We start from the raw sequence: 17,401 nt of genomic DNA on the forward strand, positions 1-17,401 counted from the left end.
TGTGCTGAATAGATGTCAAATATAAATTAGTTCCAGGCAGTCCGTTCACTTTCAGGCTCGTTCATGCCTGTTTTATTTCTTGTTGGGGAAACGTTGTTCTCTTTTGCTGGAGCTGCATTAAAAATAAAATCAAGTTCTGATACAAACTCTTCTTGCTGGGAGTTTTTACGATTTTGATTTACTTCTAGCTTATTCGCACTTTGCTCTCCTCTTACTTTTGCATTGTTGCGTTTAAAATTCATATTTGACATAGCCATCCTCCATTGATTTTTATTTGAAAAGTATAAGAGTTTTTTCAACTTTAAACTTTTCATTAAAAAGTTTAACCACTATTAACTCCTTTTATTAAAGATATATACAATCTCATTTCCCTTATTAGTGAATTAGGTCCTCCAAATTACTTATTCTCATAAGAAAGTTCTACTATTTTACTAAATGATTAGGAAGATAGATTTATCCTATTTCTTACAAACTAATACTATTTATCAATCTTTTGAAAAAAATAGAAATTTCGATATTCGGATAAATTCCATTGTGATAAATTGGTAATACCGCATTAAACTGAATAGTGCGAAAATTTAATACAAAGGGGAAATGAGAATTGAAAAAGTTTAAGTTTACGAGATTCTTTAGCAGTATTCTAGCTTTTGTTATGTTGCTCTCATTATTAGTTCCATTCTCGACTGCAAGTGCTGAAGAATCAAAACCATTCAAGCAGGATGGGCAAAGTGAAAGCATCATAGAGCTAAAAGCAGCGATTGCTGAACAGCTTAGCTTATCTAAAGATGGGCCAACCCTTCATGAAAGCCTGCAAAATATTTCAGGCAATCAAGAGGTTGCAGTCATCGTTCATTTATCAGAAAAACCGGTAGCATTGGAGCAAGGAATCAGCCAAGTTAAAGGCAAAAAGTTTTCTAATGCCCGCGCAAATGAAGTACGTTCAAATATAAAAGCACAACAGGCGAAGGTTAAAAAAGAATTAACTGCCAAACAGGTGCAAATGACACAAGGATACACTTTTGATACGGTACTAAACGGATTTGCCGCAACAATTAAAGCAAATGACATTCCAAAACTGCTTTCAGTAGAGGGAATCACTTTGATTGAACCGGATGCAACGGTATACGCATCAGAAGAGATTACAACAAAATCACTAAAATCAAAAAAACCTTCAGAACTTATTAAAGATGTGCCAGTGGAAGCACAAATGAATACAAGTGTTTCTTTCCTTGGTATCGAAAAGCTTTGGAAAGAAGGAATTGAAGGACAAGGGGTAAAAGTGGCAGTACTTGATACAGGTATTGATGCAGACCACCCTGAATTTGCTGACATTTATAAAGGCGGAAAAAACTTTATTCCTAACTCTTCAACCTACACTAAACCTCGTGCAGATGACGATGCATCGGAAACTTTACCTTCAGAGCGTCCGGCAGGAACACCTGAATTTAATGCAAACGGAAGCTCGTTCTATACTTCTCATGGTACGCATGTTGCCGGGACAATTGCGGCAATTGGCGCTAACGAATTCGGTATTAAAGGGATTGCTCCAAAAGTAGACCTTTATGCTTACCGTGTTCTTGGAGCATACGGAAGCGGTGCGACATCAGGTATTGTTAAAGCAATTGAAACAGCTGTTTTAGAAGAAATGGATGTTATTAACCTTTCACTTGGCGGTGGTGCTAACACTGAAACGGATGCAGGATCATTCGCTATCAATAACGCAATGATGGCTGGAACAATCGGAGTCGTTGCAACAGGTAACTCAGGTCCAAACCGTGGAACAATGGGCACACCTGCAACTGCCCGCTTAGGAATTGCAGTCGGTAACACAACAAATCCGGAAACAATGTATAACGGAGAAGTGAACATTACAGTAGGCGACTATAACTTTACAAAACAGCTTCCTTTAATGGGAACAACTTTTGGTAAAAACTTATCAACACAGCTTCAAGGTGAGTTTGATTTAGTTGCGATTCCTGGAAATGGGGAAATGAAAGATTTTGAAGGAATTGATGTTGAAGGTAAAGTGGCATTAATTTCACGCGGAAGTATCGCTTTTGTTGATAAAATTGCAAATGCAAAAGCAAATGGTGCAGTAGCTACAATTATCCATAACTTTGCCGGTGGATCGAATGCACCGAACATTTCAGGCACATTCCTTGGTGATTCATTTGAGTTCCTGCCAACATTTGATATGTCTGTAACGGACGGCGCTGCAATCCGTGCTGCATTGGCTGGTGGAACTGGAAAAGTAAGCTTTGGTAAATTTGCTTCAACTACAACAACTGGAGATGATGTAAACTCTTCCAGTTCACGTGGACCTTCAACACCAAACTTTGATATTAAACCGGACGTAACAGCGCCTGGAACAAATATTATGTCAACGATTCCTATGTATAAATCGGACTTCCCTGATGCAGTTTACGATGAAGCATATGCTCGTAAAACAGGAACATCTATGGCAACACCGCATATTGCTGGTATCGTAGCTTTAGTAAAACAGGCAAATCCTGATTGGGATGCGTTCGATGTAAAAGTGGCACTTTCAAATACAGCAAAAGTATTGGATACAGCAAAATATGATGTGTTCTCTCAAGGTGCTGGACGGGTAAATGCTTATGCGGCAGCTCACCCTGATATTCTTGCATATGCACTTGATACAGCAGTTTTAGACGGCAATGGTGAAATTGTAGAAAACAAAAAAGGGACGGTTACTTTTGGTCCTCAATCATTGAAAGACGGTAACATTTCTGTAACGAAACAAGTATTAGTAAAAGACATTAAAGGAAACGGCGGTAATTACAACGTATCCGTAGATGTGAATAAAACATTTGGCGATGCTGCTGTTACAGTGGATCAGCCAACATTTACTTTAGCTGGAGAGCAGCTTTTAAACATTACACTAACTGCTTCACAAGCTGTAGCACCAAACGGCTCTGAAATTTTAGGTTTTATCCACATTAATGGTGGATCTACAGAAGCTTCATTGCCATTCGCGGCTGATTTCGGCAGCGCGGCAGCAACTGAAATTAAAGATTTCAACATTACAGAAACAGACCTGTCATTTAACGGGGACGGTATTAAAGACTCTGGTGTACTTTCATTCACATTAACTGGTGATGTTACAACGAACTATATCGAGCTTTGGGATATTATGAATCCTGAAGGCGGAGAATATGGGGACGGCTACATCGGTTATCTGCATTCAGGTACCGCATTAGGTAAAGGCTCTTATACGCTGAATGTTGGCGGGCAGTATAAACCTTGGGGCAGTGCGCCTTCAACTACGATTCCGGATGGTCTATATACAATTGACTTTACTGGTCTTGCAGCTACAGGAGTAGTTTCGGATTATGTAGGACCGATTGTTGTAAAAACGACAAAACCTGAAATTACAGGTTCAGAAGCTGAGGGTGTAGTATCAGGACAAGTAACTGATAAATACATCGACTACAATGAAGAATTGTATTTATACGGTTTAGACTACAACTTAAATGACAAATTAAAAGCTTCATATGTTGCGACTGTAAACGGCGAAGTACAAGCACCAGTTGCATTCGATTTAAATCAGGACGGCAGCTTCAATTTCCCGGTAACAGCAGAAACAAATGCTGTAACAGTAGTTATTACAGATGCTGCTGGTAATGTTGGAGAAGCGATTATCTTTGAAAAAGAAGTAGTAGAACCTGTTGTAACGCTTTCTGTAAATCCGACTGAACTGGACCTGACAGCTGGAGAAACTGCACAGCTTGCGGTTACAGAAACAACGACACCTGCTGAAGGTGATGCAACAGAAGAAGACGTAACTTCAAAAGCTGCTTATATTGTGGCAGATGAGAATGTTGCTACAGTTGTAAATGGTTTAGTAACTGCAGGAGCAGAAGGCAAAACGACAATTACTGTATCACATGGTGAAAATGAAGCTACAGTAACGGTTACAGTTAAAGCTCCTGTAGTGGAACAACCAGTTGTAACTCTGGAAGTCGACCAAGCTCAAGTTGAGACAAGAGTCGGTAAGGAAGTTACGGTTAAAATTACTGAAGTAACAACTTTAAATGGTGAAACAACAGAAAAAGATGTTACAAAACTTGCAAACTACCAAGTAGAAAACGGTAAGATTGCTACTGTAAAAGAAGGCACTGTAAAAGGAAAAGGCCAAGGTACTACTTCTGTTACAGTAACATATGGTGAACATACTCTTACGTTCGATGTCAATGTTGTAAAGCCTGGTAATGGCAATGGCAATGGCAATGGCAATGGCAACGGCAATGGCAATGGCAACGGCAACGGCAATGGCAATGGCAATGGCAACGGCAATGGCAATGGCAACGGCAACGGCAATGGCAATGGCAACGGCAACGGCAATGGCAATGGCAACGGCAATGGCAACGGCAATGGCAATGGTCCTAAAAATAATAATGAAGTTACAGAATATGAAATTTAATTAATCTTATAGCTAGTATTGCTAAGTTTAAAACTTCATCCCCCGATGGAGCTTAAACTTAGCCTTTTTTTATCCTTAAGAAAAAGGATGCCTTTTATCAAAGCACCCTTTCAAAACTTATCCGATTACTATTTCTTTTTTCTTATTAAACTCTTTATTTTCCAAGTTCACTTTTTCAGGCTTAACAACGAAGATACTAATTAAAGTCGCAATTGTGAACAATGCTGCAATTACGTATAATACCATGTCATAAGATTGTGTCTTTTCCAGAATAATTGCACTTAGCTGATTACCCGTCAAACCTGCAAATGCCCAGGCAGATAAAGCTAAACCATGCACAGTTGAAATACTATCGATACCAAATCGGTCTGATAATAGCGGCGGTAAAGATGAGAATCCTCCCCCGTAACCTGCATTTACAATACAAAGTAAGGCAATGATAAGAATTGCCATAGAATTATTTATACCATCAAATACAACGGTACATAAAATAATGCTAATAGAAGAAATAAAAATAATTTTATAAATGGAGTTACGATCTTTTAAACGATCCCCCCATGCAGAAAATGCAATTCGCCCACCTGCATTGAAAATTGCCGTGAGCGAACTAACTAAACCAATCGCTCCAAATCCAATGAAAGCTAAAATACCTTTTTCTTGTGAGATTAAGGCTAACCCACATGTAATATTAATATAGAACATTAGCCAAATACCGATAAACGTTTTATTCGTCAATACTTCTCTATAACTAAAGCTATGCATTCCAATACTTTCTTCTTCATGTCCAGCCGGTTTCTTTAAAATTAAGTGTCCGACAACCATCATTACTAAATAAATCACTGCTAAAATATAAAACATTGTATAGATATTTGTAGGGTTTACTAAAATCCCTTCACTATTTCGATTACCGAGTAACTTTTCCATTAAAGGACTTGCAATAACTTTTGCTAAGCCAAAGCCCGCAACAGCAAGACCCGTTGCCAATCCCTTTTGTTCTTTAAACCAAAGCATCAGTGTTTTTACAGGCGTTAAATAGCCAATTCCAAGGCCAATCCCCATCACAACTCCATAAGAAATATAAATACCGATCAATGATTTTTGATAAATAAAGAAACCTGTTGCTGCCATCCCTGCAACAAAGAATATTGCCGCAAGCAAGGATGACTTATGAATATCCTTTTCAACAAATTTCCCTCCAAAAGTCGCAGACATACCAAGAACAAAAATAGCGATACTGAATGCCCATTCCACTTCACTGACCGGTTTTCCGATATAAGAGGCAATATCTCCCTTAAACAACGACCAGCAATAAACAGTACCAATACTACAGTGAATCAATAAAGCTGGAATGACCGCACGCATCCACTTGTTTTCAAACTTCCCCACTTTAAAACTCCTCATTATTCATTTAATCCAAAACACGAACTTTAATTAAAAATAAACAAGTAAAGTTCGTATATTAACTACATTATTATTAATAATTAGTAATTTATAGATTAAATATTTTATTTTCACGAACATTATCAAAGTGATTATATAATAATATTCATAATAAATGAATAATAATTTTAATATAATTTTTTTATTTATAGAAAAGTTTCATAAGTTATTCAAATTACTCTGTACATAAGCAAATAAAAACAGCCTAATCATAGTAATTAGACTGTTTTGAAGTAGCAAAATATACCTTCTTATTTGACGGATACATTTAAAATCTATTTAAATGTTACTTTCACAGTATAGCCTAAATTTCTGTAAAAACCTGCGAGAACTTTCTCGGCACTTTTTTCTGCTGATTCCAACAAACCTATTTCAATGGCCTCATCTTTGATCTTTTCCTGCGCTTCCGTTGCCAGGTCAAATCCCTCATCCCATTTCACTTCCCCACGGAATAACCCTTCATCTGAAAAAGTTTTGACATCTTCCATCTGAATAGCAGGATCCTGTATAAAAGTTGCTCGGGGCAGGGCGATCTCTAACTCTTTGTCATCTTCATTGATTTTAATATCATCCGATGTCACTTCTTTAAGATTAACGCCGGCAATGACTGTAGCAGGGACTATTAATAATAACTCTCTTTTTGTACCTGGTAAATTAACTGAAATATCATTTCCAAACAATTTATTATCCTCTTGCTCAATGATTACTTTCATATGTGCTTCTGCTGTTGCAAGCATTGCTAATTCTTGAACCTGTTCTACAAATACTGTACTTTCTTTTTTAAATGTATTACCGAAAAATAACCAAGTACCCCCAAATGTGAAAAGGATAAGAAGCAATGCAATTAATAAAATCTTAAATCCCCAAAATTTAAATATAACCTTGAATATTGCTCCGGAAATATTGGTGTTTCCACTGCGTTGACCTATAACCGCGGTGGCAGCACTTTCTTCCTCACCCTTTTTCAACTCCTGCAATACTTGTTCAATTTGTGTTAATGCTTCATCTTTTTTACTCATGGCGTCTTCCCCCTCCTTGATGTTATTGAGGAAAATTAAATTATAAATTCCATATTTATACTTGAATATCATATCAAATTATAAACCGTATTAAAAAAGGTTACTACGAGATATATATCGGAGGATGTGTAATCCTTTTTCATATTTTTCAAATCTTGTTAATAGCAATTTTCATTAAATACATTTAAACTATCGAATGGAATTATATTAAGAGAGGTTACAATATGAAAAAACAATCGTTGTTTATACGAGGGACTCTATTTGCAGCAATTTTAACAGGTTTATTCTTTTTACTTTATAAAAGCGGTATTTCTGTTTCCGATCTGTCACCCCAGCTTATTTTAGAGCTTGCCCATAACAATCTAACTATCGTTATTTTAATAATGATATTATTAATGTTCCTGCAAAATTTATTTACATTTATCCCGTTAATTTTAGTCATCACGATTAATATTGCATTGTTTGGATTTTGGCGTGGTTATTTTTTTAGTACCTTCAGCAGTGTTATTGGAAGTACATCAATTTTCCTTTCCATTCGCTACTTTTTCGCTAATTTATTCTCTTCAGAAAAACTAAAAAAGTATGAGCAGCAAATAAATCAAAACAGCTTTCTATTTGTTCTGTCGGGGCGTATTTTGCCATTCCTTCCTACGAATTTAATTAATATCGTATCCGGCTTAAGCAAAATGAAAATATCGTATTTTATCTCAGCTACTACAATTGGAAACATGATTTATGGACTTGTATTAGCCTCTGTTTCTTATGGAGTTGTCTCTGTATCACAGCAATATCGGCAACTATTTTATGTGATTATTGCAACTGTCGCCATTATCGTTGCGGTTCGATTCATTAAAAAGCAACGTACAAGCAGTATATAAAAAAAGAAGGTATTGCACCTTCTTTTTTATTTTGTTTATTAGCTTATATGTCGGCCATACCGTATGGCTCGTCTGAACAGTAGGGCCGGACCATACCGTCTTTACAGAGGCTAAGTATTCTTCCTTTGAATAAAGGAAATAATATTAATATATAATGCCGTCATCTCTTCAGGGGTCTTATCTAGATTATTTTGAACCCATTGTTCAATCAATCCTAAAAAAGCAGATGTGATAAAGGCTAAAAAGTATTCCATCGAGACATTTAAATTTGCATTGAAGCTTTCATTTCCCTCCAGGTTTACTCGCACCTTTTCTGAAAAGGCTGCTCTAAACCGAAGATGAAAACCCGCTCTGCCATGTTCACTTAAAAAGATTTTTAAAAGTGGTGCCTGCATTTTTATCGAATTAAATAATGCGGAAGCTAATTGTTCCTGCCCTTTTTCAAACGAATGTGTAGATGAATACTTCGATTGCAATTCATCAATATAATCCCCTAGCTCTTCAAATAGTTGTAATTCAATCTGATCCAGCAAATCAAATTTATCGATAAAGTGTAAATAAAACGTTCCACGATTAATCTTGGCTGTTTTCGCAATATCCCCTACTGTAATTGAATCGAAAGTTTTCTTTTCCAGCATCTCCATAAATGATTTTTGAATAAGCTCTTTTGTTCTTCGGTTTTTTTCTGTATAAACGCTCAAAAAAACACCATCTTTCATCAATATTGAACAATCTGTTTATTTTGTTGATTGCTTTGATTTTCCCTTAAATTATAAAATAAACGAGTAATAATAAACAACATGTTGAAATTTGAGAAAGGATGTAATTCATTTGAGATTATTTAAAGAAAAATTAGCATGGGCTGCTCCTATTGCTGTTATATTAATCATTGCACTATTTTCGGTAAACTTATTCGCACAAGGAAATCCGCAAGTAAAAAATCTGCCGGTTGCTCTTATTGTTAACGATGAGGGACAACACGTTGAGATGGTTCTCGAGGCTGTGGAACAAATGAGTAAAGGTGTAGACGGTTCAGAACCAGTTATAGCATTTACAAATGAGAAAGAAGAAAATATTGAATCACTATTTGCAGATAAAATGTATTATGCAGCACTTGTCATTCCTGAAGGTTACAATGACACACTACAAAATGCACTAACAAATAATCAAGCTGCCAAACTGCAAATATATATTAACCAAGGCTTTAATATGACAGGTGCAAACTTTGCAAAAACAGCTTTAAACAGCTTTGTATCTGGAGTGAACGACCAATATTCCGCAAACTTTTCAGCACAGCTTGGTACTGAAAAAATTGATGCAACGCAAGCTTCCATTTTAGTAAATCCAATTGTTGCTGAAGAAAAAATATACAATCCTATTACAGCTTCTACTGCAAACGGTAGTGCCCCAACTTTATTGGCAGTACCTGCATGGGTAGGTGCGTTAATCGGTGGATTCATTGTATTTTTAGCAACATCAAGCATCTTTAAGAAAGAGCTGTTAACACGTAAACAAACATTAGGCCTAATTGGCGGGCAAGTTTTATTCGGCATAATTATTGCCCTATTTTCAGGCTTCACTGTTGCAACACTTGCACAGATCGCAGGTATTAATATGCCAAGCTACTTCCTGGTGGCTTTCTTTGTATCATTTGCAGCATTCTGTTTCTATTTATTAGTATCGGCAATTACCGCATGGATTGGCAAACCAGCTATTACATTATTCATGGTTGTCATGCTTTTAGGTATGGGTGTTCTTATGACACCACAGGAAATGCTTCCAAGTTTCTTCGTAAACTTCATTCGTCCATGGGTACCAATTCGCTTTGCTTCTGAAGGTTTACGGGAAATTTTCTACTTCGGCAGCGGATTCTACACAGGCGCTTCCTTCAACACAATTTTAGGAATTGGTATTGCAGGGTTAGTAATTTTCTTACTTTCTATCTTCAAACCGGTAAAAGTAAAAAAACAACAGAACTAACACATTAAAAAACGTTATTTTGCATTCAGTGCAAAATAACGTTTTTTATTTAACTTCTTTTAGATAAGCCCGATATATATTTCAATATTTTAACTTTTTTGGTTTTATTGCGAAAAAAGGTCATCACCATACGTTATATATAATGTAAAAGCTTTTGTAATAACAATACTATAAAAAGGAGAACGATATGAAGATTGATGAGCAAAATTTTATAAAATATCTTCAAGCCGGCAAAGAACATGCTCTTGATTACGTAATCGACCACTATCTTCCATTAATAAAAGGTGTTGTTTTAAAAATTTTAGGTCCGCTAGACATTAATGAAAGCCCAAAGGAATGCTGTAACGATATTCTATTATCTATTTGGAAAAATGCAAAAAAGTTCCATGGCGATGCTGCTGATTTTAAGAAATGGGTTTGCGTTATTGCTAAATATAAAGCAATCGATTATTACCGGATGGAAATGAAGAAAAAAGAAAGCCCTTCTTTGAACATAGAACTGACACAGGCAGAATCCATGATGTATGAAAACTCCTCCCTGGAAGAACAGGAGGAAATTCAGGTAATCATCTCTAGTTTAAAGCCCGTCGATCAGAAAATTTTTATAATGAGATACTTGTTAGATTTTGATACCGAAGAAATTGCTCGTCAGTTGGAGATGACAAAATCGGCAATAGATAACCGCCTTTACCATGGTCGAAAAAAACTAAAAAAAGATTTAGGGGGTATGCCCATTGAAAAATCTGTTTAAACACTTTAATGATATTGACATTGATGTAAATGAATTTGAAGAAGCTGATGTAACAGAATTTGAAAAGGCTCAGTTTAAAAGAGACTTGAAAAGACAAGTATCCAAAACAAAAAACAGAAAGTGGATGAAAGGAGTTGCGGCTGTCTGCCTTTCGCTCGGTATCGGTACCGCATCACTTATAGGTCTGTCCTATACCACCTTTGCTCATGAAATTCCGATAGTAAACAGTATTATCAAACTCTTCTCGACCAAGGACAAGATAATTTCAGGCTATGAGGAGTTTGCGGATCAGCAGCATCTTGTAGCAGAAAGCAATGGCACAACGATTACGGTAAATGAAAGCTTATTTGACAGTAAAAAGTTTTTAGTTGGCTATTATATTGAAACAGACAGAGATTTAGGTGAGCATCCGGAAATAGAAACTACATTTAAAGTGGATGGTCGTGAGCATGCCCTCTTTCATACAGAGCATATAATTGAAAAGGTCGGACCAAACAAATATGCCGGCTTAACAACAGCAATTCTGAACTTATCTAATCAATTGGAACAGGCGAATTTCGAATTCCACATTAGCAGTCTTACCAATCGGGATACAAAAGAGATGGTTCAAGGTAGTTGGGATTTTGAAATAGATGCCAAATCTACTGAGAATAAAGTTCAAATTGTGGAAGCACCTGCATCAAAAAAAGCTGATCTAGGTATTAAAATAAATGAAGTTATATACACACCGATCTCCTTTATCATCAATTATACAGAAATGCAAAAAAATGAGATGTTAAAAGAGAAATGGGACGTTATTTCTTCCGATTTAAATGTAAAGGATAATTTAGGCAATACGTATACATCAAGGTTAACAGGCGGCACAGGAAACGGGCAGGGGTTTATGGAATATGTATTCACATATGAAAAACTACACCCGGATGCCAAAACTTTAATATTCACTCCCATATTCAAATTGATGGAGGCGGAAATCGATGAAAACGGCGTAAAATGGGTAAATCCTGATAGCGATTTAAAAATGGAAATAATCGAACTTAGTGATATTATTATTAAAATTCCTAAGTAATACGTCATCTAAAATGAATAACTTGCCTAGATCTCCTTGGAATTAGGGAGAAACGCAACCAATAGAAAAGCCAAAACGTAGAATTAACGTTTTGGCTTTTTGAATATTAGTGATTTTGCAATAAAACATTGAACTGCGCTCTCAATATTTTATTCCTTCGATGATCCGTCATTTAAATAAACTTCGCCGTCTTTATAAACCATTTGTTCTGGATAACGAAGATTTATAACTGCATCTTGAAGTTCTTGTGAAGGAGCCCGTGTTGAAAGTGAAACAATTATATTAGTAGCGAAAGCAGCAATTGCTCCGAAAACACCAGCACCAGTATCAATAATGCCTAATACCGTAAAGCCACCGTATTTCGCACTGAAGATATAAATAAGTGTTACCGCTAAGCCGACAAGCATTCCCGCTATTGTTCCTTTTGCATTCGCACGCTTCCACCATACACCTAAAACGAGTGCTGGGAAGAAGGTACCAGTAGCAAGCGCGAATGCCCATGCAACAATTTGAGTAATGGCACCAGGAGGGTTTAATGCAATAATCCCAGCTAATAGTGTTGCAACAACAATTGAAATACGTCCTATTAACAGGCGTTTTTGCTCAGATGCTTGTGGATTGATGATGCGGTAATAAATATCATGTGCAAATGATGAGGATATAGAAATCATTAAACCACCAGCTGTAGATAACGCTGCCGCCATTGCGCCTGCCGCCACGAGTCCAATAACGAATACCCCTAGATTTGCGATTTCAGGTGTAGCCATTACGACAATATCGTTGGCAATTTGCAGTTCTGGCCATTGAAGAATACCATCACCATTCGCATCGGCTATTCCCAATTTTCCAGTATCAATCCATGATTGAGTCCAAGCAGGTAGTTCAGCAATTTTATTACCAGCAACTTCCGTCATTAATATAAAACGAGCAAAAGCTGCATAAGCTGGTGCGCTAAAATATAAAAGTCCGATAAAAACTAATGCCCAAGCCCCTGACCAACGAGCCGCCTTCATAGTACCTACTGTATAAAATCGTACAATTACATGTGGAAGTCCAGCTGTACCACACATTAATGTAAACATAAGAGCTAAAAACTGCCACTTGGTTCCGTTGGTGAAAGGTGCAAAATACTCAGAAATTCCAAGTTCCCGGTCGAGTTCACCCATTTTCGTTAAAATTTCACCATACGAAATCCATGGTAAAGGGTTACTAGTCAAATGTAATGACATAAAAATTACAGGTACTAAATATGCAATAATTAAAATGATGTATTGTGCTACTTGAGTCCAAGTGATACCTTTCATACCACCAAATGCAGCATAAAATGCAATAAGTACAACGCCGATCATTGTTCCTATTTTCGCATCAATTTCAAAGAGGCGCCCGATTACTACACCAGAGCCCGATAGCTGACCGATTGAATACGTGAAGCTTATAATAATTGTACATAAAGCTGCTATTATTAGTGCTGCTTTACTATTAAAACGGTCTCCGATAAATTCAGGCACGGTATAACGGCCAAATTTACGCAGCTGCGGTGCAAGTAATATCGTTAAAAATAAATATCCGCCAGTCCATCCCATAATATAAGCCAATCCATCATAGCCAAGTAACATGATCGTACCAGCCATCCCGATAAAGGATGCTGCACTCATCCAGTCTGCCCCAATTGCCATCCCATTAAAAATTGGTGGCACTCCACGACCAGCAACATAGAAGTCAGATGTTTGTTTAGCAGTATTATAAACCGCAATCCAAATATATAAAGCAAATGTAGCCAATATAATTAACATTGAAACTATAAATTGAGTATCCATAAATTACCCCCTTCCATTAGTGATTTATCATATTGTTTGCGCCAATTTCTTCATTTCGCGCTTCACTGATCCCATACTTTTTATCGATTTTGTCTCCAACGATCGCATTTACAAACAGTAAAACAATGAAAGTAAATAAAGCTCCAATTGCCCCCATAAAATAGTGGAACGGGAATCCCAAAAATTGAACATCAGTTAACGAGTCTGCAAGCGCTACCATAACAAAAGACACTAAAAACCAAATTGCAAAATAAATAGCCATGTACGTATTTTTCTCACGGAAATAGGCATCAGCAACTTTTTTGTCGATTTTTTTCATCTAGACCTTCTTTCTTCAAATTTTTATCGTAAATCAAAAATAAAAAGAATTGTTTCCTTTAAAGGAAGCGGTACTAAAATCACCTTAACAACCATTAAAATAATAAGTCCTATTATAGGAAAGGTGAGAGCGATGAAACGTTTTTTGATTAGTCCATAAGCAAGACAGCAAATGGAGATAAGAATAATGAATAGAAGCAACTAATTCCCCCTATGTCTCCAAGTTTTTTTTTTAATGTATGTTAAAAAGGTCCAGGATAAAACGACTATAGAATAAAAAATTATTTGAGTAGGGATAACTAAAACAGACAAGCATCAAAAATTAAACACAGAATACATAATTATTAAAGATTCCACGGTTTACTATGTTATATTGGAATAGTAGTAAACGACCAACATATTTTTGACATCGACAATGTTAATTTAAGATTGTTAAATAAGCATTATTGGGTGCCAAACCCATTAGAGTTCTTCAGGAACAAAGAATTCTACCGCAGCATCTCCAAGTGAGATGCTGCCTTTTTTTGTTGCAAAACAATTTACATTCGATCAACATACTAAAAAGCTTAGAGGATAGTAACTAATCCTCTAAGCTTTTTCATGTCATTTTTTTCACACCAATAAACAACGGCTTTTTATTAATCCCCGCTATTTTCCAAACATGAAACAGTACCGTTCGTTGGTTTCAGCCTTTTTTGTTCCCGCTGTTCTTCCAGGAGATTCATCATTAATGATTGAATCAATTTTGTTACAATATTTGCGTGGATAGGATTTGCAAGATTTTTTCTTTCAAGAGGATCCTTCGTAAGATTATACAGTTCATATTGTTCAGGAACAGAAACTGTTTTCGTTACGATTTTTGACATAGAAACAGTGATCTCTTCATTAACAGGAGTTTGACTTTGAATTTCTGTTACTTGATCTTCTACTCCTGGGTTACTCCAAAATTGCGGATTATCGAAGTATCTTGAAAACTTCCAAAGCTCCCTTTCCCTATTTTGACCTGTTGGAAGATACGCAATGACAGATTCAATATGGTTTGGCTGGACAACAGAATTATAAGGCTGCCCGGAAATACTAGTCTGAGATAATCCTCTCGTTACATCATCATCTGTCATAAAATAAATCGGCTCATTTGCCCGTAGGAAAGCTTCATCCCCATAGAGAAGCGGCATTAAATTTCTTCCTACAGGTGGATGTACTTCAGTATGATTTTTCCTTAACTCCTGTTGAATTTTGTTTACGTCAATTTTGGCTAATCCTAAAAGAGTTGGCAGAATATCTACATGACTAGTCAACATATCCGCAGTTTGCCTATTTGGAAACAATTTTGGATTATGAACGATAAATGGTACATGAGTCGCTTCTTCGTATGAGTTATACCACTTTTGAAATAATCCGCCGTGAGCACCTAATAAATCTCCATGATCAGAAGTAAAAATGATAATTGTATTATCATAAAATTTGCTGGATTTTAGTTTATTGTATACCTTCCCCATTTCTTGATCGACTTTTTTATGAAGGGAGAAATAAAGCTGACGATAAAAAAGACTATCTCTTGTTGGCTGGAAGGCTTTGTGGTAAGTCTCTTTGTAGCTTTGTTGTGCAGCTGGCTTTGTGTGCAATAATTCATCCGCTGTAGGAGCAGGTGGAATAATAGGAACAGAAGGGTCTACTTCAAAATTGAATAACGGATGGTATTCAGTTGTTTCTCCGAACAACGTAATATCATGTGGATTTAAAAATGAAGATACAATTAACCAAGGTTGACTTTGATTAACACTATCCGCTTCGAGTGAATGAAGTAACTCAACTACTTCCCTTGAGTACACTTCATCACGACCACTTGTTCCAATGCCAGCAGATGAAGCAGAGTTACGAGGATTGGATCCATGAGGTTCTGGACCAACCCAGCCTGAAAAGCCAAATTCATTTAGACGCTCAGATTCCAAGTAAAACTTTTCAAGATTTCGGTCAGGAATACCTGTATTTGAATCGTAACTAGGCAATGCATTTTGAGTTCCAGGAATCAAAATATCCTGAGGACTCACATGCCATTTCCCCTTCCAAAATGTACGGTAGCCTGCCGCACGAAAATAGTCCCCAAAAGTAGGAACTGTATTAGGATCTAGCCAGAATACGTCCGGTTCAAATGAAGACGCAGCAGCCCCAGTTGTTTTAGTTAGCCCATGTAATGATGGGTATTGTCCCGTATACAGTGTTGCTCTACTCGGTGAGCATGCAGTGCTTCCAACGTAATGGTTTAAAAATTCCATTCCATTTTCCCGTAATAATTCCTGTGTCTTTAAATTTTCTTTACGCCATTTCTTTAGTTCCTTATTTTCGTAAACTGTCGGAAATCGTTGTTCATCCACTATAAAGATAAGGAAATTAGGTTTTGTTCCTTCTATGTTCTCCTCTTTCTGCAATCCCAAATATTTTCCCCCTTGCGAACATGAATAATTAAAACATCTTATGTTTACAGGCTCGAAAATACCATACACTTTGAAGGGTATTATTTAGAAAGATCCGTACCGAATCAAAGTTACAAAAACTGCATCTATTTAAGATTGTGGCAACCGAATTGTAAAGGTTGTCCCTTTTCTTTCTATTAAGACATCTTTGATGCGAATTATATATATATGTATTTCTAGTTTCATGTTCATTTAGGAATATGTGACTATAAATATATAATAATAGAAATGCTATTGACTTTAATTTCAGTATGTCCGTTTGTAATAATAATGACCGTTTCGGAAAAACTAGTTCAAAAAGCGATGATAGGAGTACCTAAAAGTGACAGAACGCCCAAACATAAATCTCAAGACCTTTTGCATGAGTGAGTACGATGTTTTAAAAAAAGTACTTCTTTGTCAACCTCAATATATGGCGATTCGTGAGATAATTAATGAAACACAGGAGCATTTTAAGAAGGAAGGCATCCATATTGAACGCGCACTCGAGCAGCATGCTGAATTTGTTAGAATTCTACAGGAAAATAACGTCGATGTTATTTTATTACCTTTTCATAAAAAATATCCTGAACAGGTCTTTACAAGGGATGTTGGTTTTACACTAGGACAAACAATTTTTGTTGCTAAAATGGCGACAGAAGTTCGCTCAGGAGAGGAAAACATTTTAAAGCAGTGGCTGGAGGACGAAGAAATCTCCTATTATAATTTAATCGAGGAACGAATTGAAGGCGGGGATGTTGTAATCGATCAGAATACCATCTACGTGGGACTCAGTAATCGGACGGACGAAAAGGCTGTTGAACAATTACAGCGTCTATTAAATAATTTTAAGGTCATTCCTATTCCATTTAAAGAAAAATACTTGCATTTAGATTGTATATTTAATATCGTTTCCCCTGAAGTAGCCCTTATTTATAAAAATGCTTTAACACAAAAAGAAATTAATTTTTTTGCAGCACGTTATGATTTAATTGAGGTTTCTGAAGAAGAGCAATTTCAATTAGGTACAAATGTATTGAGTATTGGCAACAAGCGGATATTAAGTCTGCCAGTTAATATTAATGTCAACAAACAGCTTCGAAATCGGGGCTTTCAGGTAATTGAAGTGGATATTACAGAAATTATTAAATCCGGCGGCTCGTTCCGCTGCTGCACCCTTCCTATCTTACGAGAAGCATAAATAAAAATTACATTGGATCTGCAGTTGCATCTTT

General features: G+C 36.4%; 13 protein-coding genes. 6 read left to right on the forward strand and 7 right to left on the reverse strand.

The annotated features are described in order from the left end of the window. Positions 1 to 26 precede the first annotated feature (26 nt). Complete coding sequence (locus AC6CH1_RS16895; RefSeq protein WP_251690973.1) at positions 27 to 251, reverse strand: hypothetical protein; 225 nt, start codon at positions 249 to 251, stop codon at positions 27 to 29. 350 nt (positions 252 to 601) lie between these two features. On the opposite strand from AC6CH1_RS16895, the gene AC6CH1_RS16900 reads away from it, so the two are divergent. Beyond that, positions 602 to 4,444 carry a S8 family serine peptidase gene (locus tag AC6CH1_RS16900; protein ID WP_498318566.1) on the forward strand — a complete coding sequence of 1,281 codons (3,843 nt, stop codon included), beginning with the start codon at positions 602 to 604 and terminating at the stop codon, positions 4,442 to 4,444. Between the two features lie 117 nt (positions 4,445 to 4,561). Here AC6CH1_RS16900 and AC6CH1_RS16905 read toward each other — a convergent pair whose 3' ends face one another. Further along, positions 4,562 to 5,830, reverse strand: coding sequence for an OFA family MFS transporter (locus AC6CH1_RS16905; protein ID WP_498318568.1), 1,269 nt, complete (start codon positions 5,828 to 5,830; stop codon positions 4,562 to 4,564). 329 nt (positions 5,831 to 6,159) lie between these two features. After that, positions 6,160 to 6,903: a DUF4230 domain-containing protein gene (locus AC6CH1_RS16910; protein ID WP_427713653.1), complete on the reverse strand. Its 744-nt coding sequence runs from the start codon at positions 6,901 to 6,903 to the stop codon at positions 6,160 to 6,162. Positions 6,904 to 7,127: 224 nt separating this feature from the next. On the opposite strand from AC6CH1_RS16910, the gene AC6CH1_RS16915 reads away from it, so the two are divergent. Then, complete coding sequence (locus AC6CH1_RS16915) at positions 7,128 to 7,781, forward strand: TVP38/TMEM64 family protein (RefSeq protein WP_427713651.1); 654 nt, start codon at positions 7,128 to 7,130, stop codon at positions 7,779 to 7,781. Positions 7,782 to 7,891: 110 nt separating this feature from the next. Here the strand turns inward: AC6CH1_RS16915 and AC6CH1_RS16920 are convergent, their stop codons facing one another. Beyond that, on the reverse strand, positions 7,892 to 8,482 hold the full coding sequence (locus AC6CH1_RS16920; RefSeq protein ID WP_251690982.1) for a TetR/AcrR family transcriptional regulator: 591 nt from the start codon (positions 8,480 to 8,482) through the stop codon (positions 7,892 to 7,894). A 130-nt stretch (positions 8,483 to 8,612) separates the two neighbouring features. Between AC6CH1_RS16920 and AC6CH1_RS16925 the strand changes: the two genes are divergently transcribed. The 3 genes from AC6CH1_RS16925 (at position 8,613) to AC6CH1_RS16935 (ending at position 11,578) form a co-directional block, all read left to right on the forward strand. Next, positions 8,613 to 9,761: a YhgE/Pip domain-containing protein gene (locus AC6CH1_RS16925; RefSeq protein ID WP_498318570.1), complete on the forward strand. Its 1,149-nt coding sequence runs from the start codon at positions 8,613 to 8,615 to the stop codon at positions 9,759 to 9,761. 187 nt (positions 9,762 to 9,948) lie between these two features. Next, a complete protein-coding gene (locus AC6CH1_RS16930; RefSeq protein WP_498318571.1) occupies positions 9,949 to 10,512 on the forward strand; it encodes a sigma-70 family RNA polymerase sigma factor in 564 nt (187 codons plus the stop codon). Beyond that, complete coding sequence (locus AC6CH1_RS16935) at positions 10,496 to 11,578, forward strand: DUF4179 domain-containing protein (protein WP_498318573.1); 1,083 nt, start codon at positions 10,496 to 10,498, stop codon at positions 11,576 to 11,578. The genes AC6CH1_RS16930 and AC6CH1_RS16935 overlap by 17 nt, the downstream gene beginning before the upstream one ends. A 149-nt stretch (positions 11,579 to 11,727) precedes the next feature. On the opposite strand, the gene AC6CH1_RS16940 is transcribed toward AC6CH1_RS16935, so the two are convergent. From AC6CH1_RS16940 to AC6CH1_RS16950, 3 genes are all read right to left on the reverse strand, one after another. Beyond that, positions 11,728 to 13,395: a sodium:solute symporter family protein gene (locus AC6CH1_RS16940; protein WP_251690991.1), complete on the reverse strand. Its 1,668-nt coding sequence runs from the start codon at positions 13,393 to 13,395 to the stop codon at positions 11,728 to 11,730. Positions 13,396 to 13,411: 16 nt separating this feature from the next. After that, the gene (locus AC6CH1_RS16945) at positions 13,412 to 13,714 is read right to left on the reverse strand and encodes a DUF4212 domain-containing protein (protein ID WP_251690993.1); all 303 of its coding nucleotides are present in this window, start codon (positions 13,712 to 13,714) and stop codon (positions 13,412 to 13,414) included. 637 nt (positions 13,715 to 14,351) lie between these two features. Then, positions 14,352 to 16,148 (reverse strand): sulfatase family protein, encoded by a 1,797-nt coding sequence (locus AC6CH1_RS16950; RefSeq protein ID WP_498318575.1) that lies wholly within the window; start codon positions 16,146 to 16,148, stop codon positions 14,352 to 14,354. A 400-nt stretch (positions 16,149 to 16,548) separates the two neighbouring features. On the opposite strand from AC6CH1_RS16950, the gene AC6CH1_RS16955 reads away from it, so the two are divergent. After that, positions 16,549 to 17,367: a dimethylarginine dimethylaminohydrolase family protein gene (locus AC6CH1_RS16955; protein ID WP_498318606.1), complete on the forward strand. Its 819-nt coding sequence runs from the start codon at positions 16,549 to 16,551 to the stop codon at positions 17,365 to 17,367. Positions 17,368 to 17,401: the final 34 nt, after the last annotated feature.

This window comes from Solibacillus sp. GQ1 (genome assembly GCF_059758555.1).

Excerpts from the sequence above, each read along its gene's own strand:
- AC6CH1_RS16895 (WP_251690973.1), bottom strand. The coding sequence starts at position 251 with ATGTCAAATATGAATTTTAAACGCAACAATGCAAAAGTAAGAGGAGAG.
- AC6CH1_RS16915 (WP_427713651.1), top strand. The coding sequence starts at position 7,128 with ATGAAAAAACAATCGTTGTTTATACGAGGGACTCTATTTGCAGCAATT.
- AC6CH1_RS16945 (WP_251690993.1), bottom strand. The coding sequence starts at position 13,714 with ATGAAAAAAATCGACAAAAAAGTTGCTGATGCCTATTTCCGTGAGAAA.
- AC6CH1_RS16930 (WP_498318571.1), top strand. The coding sequence starts at position 9,949 with ATGAAGATTGATGAGCAAAATTTTATAAAATATCTTCAAGCCGGCAAA.
- AC6CH1_RS16940 (WP_251690991.1), bottom strand. The coding sequence starts at position 13,395 with ATGGATACTCAATTTATAGTTTCAATGTTAATTATATTGGCTACATTT.
- AC6CH1_RS16910 (WP_427713653.1), bottom strand. The coding sequence starts at position 6,903 with ATGAGTAAAAAAGATGAAGCATTAACACAAATTGAACAAGTATTGCAG.
- AC6CH1_RS16955 (WP_498318606.1), top strand. The coding sequence starts at position 16,549 with ATGAGTGAGTACGATGTTTTAAAAAAAGTACTTCTTTGTCAACCTCAA.